An 8393-nucleotide genomic window follows, 5' to 3' on the forward strand; every position below is an offset into this window, starting at 1 on the left:
GACGTACCGTCTGTTGCGCCGATTACCGCCAACGTCCTCATGGGCAAGGATGGCAGCGACGATTCATAGATAGGGCTGTTACTCTCTCCGCGTAACTCACGGACGAATCGTTTTTGCATGGCTGCCAATTGCGACACAGCAAACTCGGTGTGGCGAACGCTGCAACCGATCAGCCTGGCCGGCTTCGGGGTGCTGGCCTGTGCGCTGGCGGGGTGCAGTCGTCCATCGATACCGGACGCGACTTCGTCCGCCACGGAACCGGAAGCCCGGATCGTCCTCCGAGCCGAGGCGATCGACTCCTCGGCCAATAGCGCCGACCGTGCGACTCCGTGCGTCGCGCTCGATGACGCCAGTTCCCCAGGCACTGGTCGGCTGGCAATCGTTACTGAAACCACGACCGGCAATCCGCCCGCTGCCAAGAAGCCTGTCGTCTCGGTCGTCGGAACGAAGCCGCAACGTCCCGCTATCAAGAAACCACCCAAGCACGAACCACGCGTCACGGCCACGGCTCCGCAACGTCCAACTGTACGATTGGCCGACCCCGCGCCTGTCGAAGAAGAGGCGTCAGTTGACATAATGCAGCCGGCGACGAACGAAACTCTCGCACCGATCGCCGCTGCACCGGTTGCCGTTGCTCCGATCGTCGCAGCGCCGATTGTCGAATCGACGCCTGCTCCCGCGCCGCCAACGCTCAAGCCAGCACCGGCGCTGAGCATCGCGATTCCCGGTGGACCCGTCCATGCGCCGCGCAATGCCGCCCCGGTATTGCATGCCGCAAAACCGCGGGCCGAAGCTGCCGTGCCCGAGACCGCCAGCTCACTGGCGCCTGTGACGAATGCCGCTGCCGCGCCGGCAACAGTTGCCATGCAGCCGACCGTTTCGAAGCAAACGGATGTTAGCGCCGTTGAACCGACACGTTCACCGACGATCGCCGTCGCGACGCAACCCGTCATCGCACCGGCACCAGTTGCCGCGCCGCAAGCTGTCTCGCTGCAAGAGTCGCTTGCCACACGACAGGCCGAGACCTTGCCAGCCGCTGAGACTGACGTATTGCCTCGCGAAGCGCCGGCCGTGGCTACTAATCCACCGGCAAGCCAATGGCGCCCGTTCCCAACTGGCATCGGACATTGGCCGCAACCGACAATCGGTTCGCGCGCCACGACCCCGGCCGTCTCGTCGAATCTGTCGAACTTGACGCCGAACGTTCCGCCGAAGGCACCGATGAGCCTGGAAGCGCCAGTGCGTCCCATCGATTCACCCGCGGCACCCGCAGTCGTCGGCCCCGTGCGCCAGCCACTGCCGGCTCAGGCTCCGCAACAAGTTGTCGTCGCACCTCCGGTCGTTGCGCCGACCGTTACCACTCGGGAAGTTGCCGTAACCCAGCCGCAGCCATCGGTCACCGAGAAATCGCCGCCACCGTCGGCCCGGACATCCGCAGTTGCGCAGCAGCCACAGCGATCCGCGCCACCTGTCACCGAACAGCCTGTGACGGCTCCGCCGCAGGTAGCGCAACAACGTCCGCGCGTCCAGCCGGCTCCCGTAACTCAGGCACGTCCCCTCGCGCAAATGCCGCCGGTGCGTGTCGCGTCGATGATGCCCCCCAGTCCGCCGTCCGGCACGACCGCGGCCGAAGCGTCGCAGCAACTGGCGATGATCTCAAACCGCGCGGGCGAGCACATCGAATACGGATTCAATCTCGCCGAACGCGGCGCTCTGTTTACGGCCGAGGCCGAATTCACGCAGGGCCTGGTGCTGATCGCTCAGGCGCTGGACGCCGAGCAGCGCACGCAGATTCACAGCCGAGCGGTCGCCGCCGGTCTGAGGGCCCTGACCGAGGCGGATGATTTCGTCCCGCGCAATGGACAAACGATGGTGCGCGTCTCGGACATCGTGGCCGGACATAAAACACCCGTCTGGTCGAACGCCCGCCCGGACGAGATTCCGCCGCTCGTGGCCATGCAGCGTTATTACGCTTACGCGCAACAGCAATTCAACGTGTCCGGTTCGCGCGTGCCGGCCGCCGCGATGGCGCTCTACGGCTTGGGACGATTGCAGCCGGCGCTGGCCGCCGAAGACAGCGTCAAGAAAATGACGGCCGGCCCGAAAGCGATGGCCCTGTACCACGCCACGCTGGATATCGATCCGACGAATTATCTGGCTGCCAACGAGTTGGGAGTGCTGTACGGCCGGTATGGTCAATGGAACGAAGCCGAGATGGCCATCCGCCGCAGTATCGACATCGCACCGCGTCCCGAAAACTGGCACAACCTGGCCGATGTCCTCGATCGAACAGGCAACACCGCCGGCGCAAAGCACGCGCGAGAGCAAGAGCTGTTGGCACGCAATTCGGGCAACCGGCCTGGCTGGCAGACTTCCGCCGACCGGGCACCTTTGAAATACGTCGATCCGGAAACGTTCATCAAGGCTTCGGCCGGTGGTGACCCGGATCAACTCGTGACGGCCGATGTGGCGAAGGCGAATGGCGAATCCGACGCACCGCCGTCGAAGGACACCAAGACCGCGAAGCGATCATACGGTTGGGTTGGAGACAAGTTGGCCGAAGGAGCGGCACGCGTATCACGTCCGGCGAAATCCGATCCGGAGATGGTGCGCTAGCGGGACCACGGATGGTTCCACCAAGCATGAAAGGAAGCTTGTTGTGCTCATGAACGGAGTTTTAGCCTCTCGCCGCACGCCGCCGCTTCGCGTGGCCTCGAGCGCATTGACGATTGCGCTACTGGTCAGCAGCGTGGGTCTCTCGCGAGCCGCGCAGCCGCCGTCGGCGGCCTTGCCTCCGGGAACCGAGAGCGTCTCTCCCGACGTGCTGGGAACTCCGTCCGCGACACCGCTACCCAACGGTCCTCCGGCCGATGCCCTGACCGGACCGGTCTACGAAGGTAACTCCCAGGCCGAATTCGCCAATTTGCCCGTCGGCCCCGGCGTGGTCGAAGGGATGTGCCCGATGCCCTCCCCGTGGCGCTGCGGCGTGTATTGCGGAACAGGGGGCGCGTGCAATAACCAGACTTGGGAAAACGTTCGCCCGATACCCTGGCAAGTCTTTGCGCAAGGCGAATACATCGGACCGGCGCGCATGCGCCATGTTCCGGAATATCGTCTGCGCGTCGGCGACCGGCTGGGACTGGTCTTCCGCTTGACGACGATTCCCAGCACGACCCCTTATCTATTGACCGTTGGCGATGAAGTCACGATCGAATCGCTGACTAGCGACGACGTGCAACGCTCGGTCGTCATCCAGCCCGACGGCACGATTACGTTACGTCTGCTTGGCCAGGTGCGCGTCGCGGGCCGCTCGATCGACGAAGTGCGCCAGGATCTCGATGAGCGATACAGGAAATTCATCCGCGATCCCTCGATCACGGTGACGCCGATCAAGCTCAATACGAAGCTGCAAGAGCTGCGTGCCACGGTCGATGCCCGGCAAGGCCAAGGCGGTCAGCAGCGCGAGGCCCGGGTAACGCCGGAAGGAACGATCCAGTTGCCCGGCCTTGGCTCGATTCCTGCGCAAGGCCTGACCTTGAACGAGTTGAAACGCGAGATCGATGTTCGCTATACGCAACTCGTCGAAGGCTTTGAAGTCACGCCGGTTCTCTTGGAACGCGCCCCGCGGTATGTCTTTGTCGTCGGTGAAGTGAGGCTGCCGGGCCGCTACGAATTGACCGGTCCCACAACGCTGATGCAGTCGATTGCATTGGCCGGCGGCTGGAACGTCGGCGGCAATGTAAACCACATCGTGGTGTTCCGCCGCGATGAATGTTGGAACCTGATGGCCACGCAGTTGACCGTATGCAAAGCGCTCTTCGGTCATGCCCCTTGCCCGGCGGATGAGATCTGGCTGCGCGACTCCGATGTGGTGGTGGTTCCCAAACGGGCCATTCTGGTGGTCGACGACGCGATCAGCCTGATTTTCACGCGCGGCTTGTATGGCGTGATCCCGTTCAACTTCACGGTCTTCCAAGGACTGAGCACGGGCCTAGTTTCGCCGACGTCTCACTAGCCGATTGTCCGTCCGTGCCGTGAGATAGCGCGCTAGGGATTTCACACTACCCCTGTAGGCGGGCATTGGTCGCGCAATGACCTGCCTGGGGGGCCATCGATCAACGTCCCCGAGCGCGTCTCCGATCTCATTGCCATGATTCGAGATACGCGAATCCGGATGGGGCTCATTGATATTACGATTTTATAAGTACATCTAATTGCCGGATTTTCCCGTATTTGCCTATCGACAGGCCGGAAACGACGGCTAGGATGGCAAACTCACAGCGAGAGATGGATTACTGTTCCTGCAAGATGCAGTCAATCGCAGACGGCATCACTCCACTTGCGGGAGCCCGCCCACAGTACTCGGAGTCTCCGCACAGGATCGTTGTGGCATTGGGCAAGCGCGACCATGTCGACGGATGCCAGCATGGGACCGACAGAAACCTATTCTCAGCCGCGCACATGGGCTGCGCGCCGTCTGGACGTTAATCGACGTCCCGAGGTGCGCGATCATTTGCGCGATGCGCTGTGGTTGCTGTTGAGAGCCCACGATTATGCCGTGGAATTGGACCACGATGTCTGGTCGTTTGCTGTCGAAATGCATGTGCTGGCCGGTGCCCATCTGACGACCAGCGATCTGCGCTGGCTATCGTGCAAAGGATACGTCGATCACGCGGCCGAGATCACGAAGCCCGATGATCAAGAGCGCCATTTCAGCCGCACGGGGGCCGTGATGTTCTCGCCCCAGACGTGCGTCGTATTAACCACCTCGGGCGCATCCTTGGCGCGCGAGGTCTGCGGCGAAAGCAAGACGCCGGCGGCAACGGTGGCCGAACCACGCGTGGCCATCTGCCGTATTCCCGCCGCCGAAGATCAACTCGGTTTGCCGAAGTGGGATCGCGACCGACGGCAATTACGGTTCGACGGTCAGGTGGTGAAGGAGTTCAAGCTTCCTTCGGCCAATCAAGAGACGGTGCTCGTCGCCTTCGAAGAAGAAGGCTGGCCGGCACGCATCGACGATCCGCTCAGCCCTTCGCCAAATCTCGATCCGCGCCGTCGTTTGCACGACACCATCAAGGCGCTGAATCGGAATCAAAAGCGCACTCTTTTGCGCTTCATGGGTGACGGCAGCGGCGAAGGAATTCGCTGGGAACCGGCGATGGTCAACGCCGAAGATTGCACCTCCACGGCCTGAAATCCCTCAGGCGTTCCATAATATCCTCCCCGTCCTGGCTATTTTTTTGCGCGCGCCTCGGCCCACGCGCCCCCAGAGCTTCCCCTTTCCTCACCTTGGCCTCCGCAACGCGCTACCTATGCTGACTCCATCGGGGTCAGTTTCAGGGGAAGCATTTGTTTGTTGCAACGATTCGGGGCGCCGCTTTCTTGGCAAGCGGCGCGCATACGCACCACCTTAGAACTCGCCGCCGTCTTACGATTTTCGCAGGGAACGTGGCACACGCCACGGCGAAATCGTCGAGCCGACCGCATTTTGCCGTCGCTCTGGGCCACCCCGTGCCGTGGAGGCCAGGTGAATGACGCATTTTGAACCGCAAGGTACCGGTTGGCTGCCAAGCCTGCCGGACTTTCGCGATTTCACGCCCGAATCGCCCCCCGTTCAAAGATTGTTTCAGCAGCTTGTCGAGGCGGGAGCATCCACCCCCGCCGCGGAAACACGCGTCGACCTGAGTGAATTTCTCGTCGACCCGTGGGATCAACTCGCTTTGCAATCTTCGTCGGCGCACGCTTGTCTGGGGCTGCTCGAATACTTCGAGCGCCGCGCGAGGGGCCGCGCCGTGCGCCCGTCGCGCCTGTTCCTCTATTACAACGCACGGCGCGTAGCCGGAGGCAGCGGAGATTGCGGCGGCGATCTGCGCAGCGCGCTGAAGGCCCTGGCGCGATGCGGCGTTCCGCCCGAGCATCAATGGCCCTATGACCCCCAGCGCCTGGACACCATGCCGGAACCGTACTTGTACCACCACGGTGGCGAGTTTCGGGGCCTGCATTATCTGCGCATCGACCGGCGTAATCAGTCGGGCGGTATGACGCTGGGACGGGTGAAGTCGTTCCTGGCGGCCGGCTTCCCTGTCGCCTTCGGCGTGGCGCTCCCCAGCGGGCTTTCTCGCAACGGTGTGTTGCCTTATCGCCCCACGTTTGAAGTGGTGCGCGGCGGACAGGCACTCGTGGCCGTGGGGTACGACGATACCTGGCTGGACGGCTCGCGCGGGGCGCTCCGCGTGCGCAATTCCTGGGGAACCAGTTGGGGTGAAAACGGTTACGGCTGGCTGCCTTACGCCTACGTCGAAGAGCAATTAGCTGTCGAATTCTGGACTTTAATCAGCCGCGAATGGCTTGCCGCCGGCGACTTCGCAATTCCCGAGCTAAGTTTGTGGCGGAATTAAGGCGGACGGCAGAGGGGACGGGGTGCGCCCGCGGGCGGAGCACTCTTCGTGATGACCCATGGTCCACAGCCGCCCGGCGACCGTCGAAGGCCGGTCGTGAAGAGAAAACGAAAAAAACATTGGAACGTTTCCCCCTTGTGTCCACCTAGCTCCCACACATTAGCCGTTGCTTGCCGCGACACGCGATCCTTAAATCGCGACTGAGAAGATTGCGTGCTTAGCGAATTTGACAACGAAAAGAGGATCAACCATGCAGACGCGTAGTGCAAAACGTTCGACAGCACGCGACCTGGTTCGCGTACTCTTCCGCCACAAGCGGCAGATGCTGTGGTTCTTTACCGCGACCATGGGACTGGTCATTGCGGCGCTGGTCGTCATGCCGCGCACCTACATGTCCGAAGCGCGCTTGTTCGTGCGCATGGGCAAGGAGAGCGTCGGCCTCGACCCTACGGCAGCCATGGGGCAAACCGTTTCGGTCGAACCGTCGCGCGAAAGTGAAATCAACTCCGAACTAGATATCCTGCGCAGCCGAGTGTTGCTGCAGGACGTCGTCGCCAAGCTGGGCTCAGACACGATTCTGCGCACCACCGCTGACGGCAAGAAGACCTGGTTCGCCACGTTCACCACGCCGCTTACGGCCACGATTGCGTTCATCACGCAGTCGAACGAAGGCACGCCCGAGGAGCAGGCGATCCGCAAGCTCGAGAAGTCGATCACTTGCACCTCGGCCCGCAAGTCGAACGTCATCGCGGTCAAATGCAAGGCACGCGACCCGCGCTTGGCCCAGACCATCGCCGACACTTTCGTCGCGGCCTACACGTCGCGGCACGCCAAGGCCAACCGCACGTCGGGCTCGCATGACTTCTTCGTCGAGCAATCGACGCTGTTGAAGGATCAGCTCGACAAGGCCAATGAAGAACTGCGTTCGGCCAAGAACAAGATCGGCCTGCTGTCGATCGACGGCCAGCGCGAGAGCATTCAACAACAGGTCAATGCCATCGAGACCCGCATGCTGGAAAACAACCGCGCTCGCGCGACCAGCACCGCCAAGATCAAGGCCTTGAAGGAAAAACTAACTGCGATCCCAGAACAACTGACATCCGAAGAGACCACCGGCCTGCCAAACGTGGCCGGCGATTCGATGCGGAACGAATTGTACAAGCTGCAGATCGAAGAGAATTCGGCCGCCTCGCGTCACACGGATGATCATCCCGGCCTGCAAGCGATCCGTCGCCAGGTAACCGAGATGAAGTCCATCCTCGCCGAGCAAGAGGCGCGTCGCAGCCAGTCCACCAAGAAGCTCAATCCGGTTTACCAGGATGGACAAAAGGACCTGCTGATCTCGGAGGCTCAGTTGGCAGGGGAAGAGGCCGAGGCCAAGTCGCTCGACACGCAGATGGCGGACATTCGCGGTCGCTTGACCGAATTGAATGACACGCAAGAGCGCGTCAACGAGTTGGTTCGCCACACCGAGATGCTCGAGACCAGCTACCGCCAGTACGCTCAGAATCGCGAACAAGCCCGCATCGACGAGGCCTTGGAAAGCGATCGCATCTCGAACGTCAACGTAGTTCAACCGCCCACATTCGTCGCGAAGCCGGTGAGCCCGAAGAAGGGGTTGGCCCTGGCTTGCGGCCTGCTGTTGGCGACGCTCGGTTCCTTGACCTTGGCTTTCGCGACGGAACACTTCGACCGTTCGGTCAAGACTCCGGAAGAAGTGGAACGCGAACTGGGAGTTCCCGTCCTGCTGTCCGTCCCGCGTCATTTGCGCAACGAGTTCCAACTTAACTAAAGAGCTGCGTCATGATCACAGTCACAGAACAATTCGTGCCACCGCGTCTGATCGATCCGCGCATCGCTCCGATCGCTGATCAATACCAGGCTCTGGTGCATCGCTTTCTGCCGTTGGACGAGAGCAAGGGATCCCAGCTACGTTCAATCGGCGTCACCAGCAGTGGCAGCGCCGAGGGCGTCAGCACCGTGGCCGCCGAAATG

General features: G+C 62.0%; 6 protein-coding genes. All 6 read left to right on the forward strand.

The window, feature by feature from the left end; all coding sequences use genetic code 11:
- The first annotated feature begins 117 nt into the window (after positions 1-117).
- Positions 118-2616, forward strand: coding sequence for a hypothetical protein (locus tag VGN12_24970; protein HEY4312726.1), 2499 nt, complete (start codon positions 118-120; stop codon positions 2614-2616).
- Between the two features lie 49 nt (positions 2617-2665).
- Positions 2666-4015, forward strand: a complete 1350-nt coding sequence (locus VGN12_24975) for a polysaccharide biosynthesis/export family protein (protein HEY4312727.1) — start codon at positions 2666-2668, stop codon at positions 4013-4015.
- Positions 4016-4426: 411 nt separating this feature from the next.
- Positions 4427-5194 (forward strand): hypothetical protein, encoded by a 768-nt coding sequence (locus VGN12_24980; protein ID HEY4312728.1) that lies wholly within the window; start codon positions 4427-4429, stop codon positions 5192-5194.
- 337 nt (positions 5195-5531) lie between these two features.
- Entirely contained in the window at positions 5532-6398 is an 867-nt protein-coding gene (locus VGN12_24985; protein HEY4312729.1) for a C1 family peptidase, read from the forward strand.
- Between the two features lie 250 nt (positions 6399-6648).
- Positions 6649-8190, forward strand: a complete 1542-nt coding sequence (locus VGN12_24990) for a hypothetical protein (protein HEY4312730.1) — start codon at positions 6649-6651, stop codon at positions 8188-8190.
- A gap of 11 nt (positions 8191-8201) precedes the next feature.
- Positions 8202-8393 (forward strand): hypothetical protein (locus tag VGN12_24995; GenBank protein HEY4312731.1); only part of this gene is annotated, 192 nt, incomplete at its 3' end.

The organism is Pirellulales bacterium (genome assembly GCA_036499395.1).
Taxonomy (GTDB): domain Bacteria; phylum Planctomycetota; class Planctomycetia; order Pirellulales; family JACPPG01; genus JACPPG01.

What these genes read in the sequence shown, in the direction of transcription:
- VGN12_24970 (HEY4312726.1), top strand. Translation starts at nt 118, where the DNA reads ATGGCTGCCAATTGCGACACAGCAAACTCGGTGTGGCGAACGCTGCAA.
- VGN12_24975 (HEY4312727.1), top strand. Translation starts at nt 2,666, where the DNA reads ATGAACGGAGTTTTAGCCTCTCGCCGCACGCCGCCGCTTCGCGTGGCC.
- VGN12_24980 (HEY4312728.1), top strand. Translation starts at nt 4,427, where the DNA reads ATGGGACCGACAGAAACCTATTCTCAGCCGCGCACATGGGCTGCGCGC.
- VGN12_24985 (HEY4312729.1), top strand. Translation starts at nt 5,532, where the DNA reads ATGACGCATTTTGAACCGCAAGGTACCGGTTGGCTGCCAAGCCTGCCG.
- VGN12_24990 (HEY4312730.1), top strand. Translation starts at nt 6,649, where the DNA reads ATGCAGACGCGTAGTGCAAAACGTTCGACAGCACGCGACCTGGTTCGC.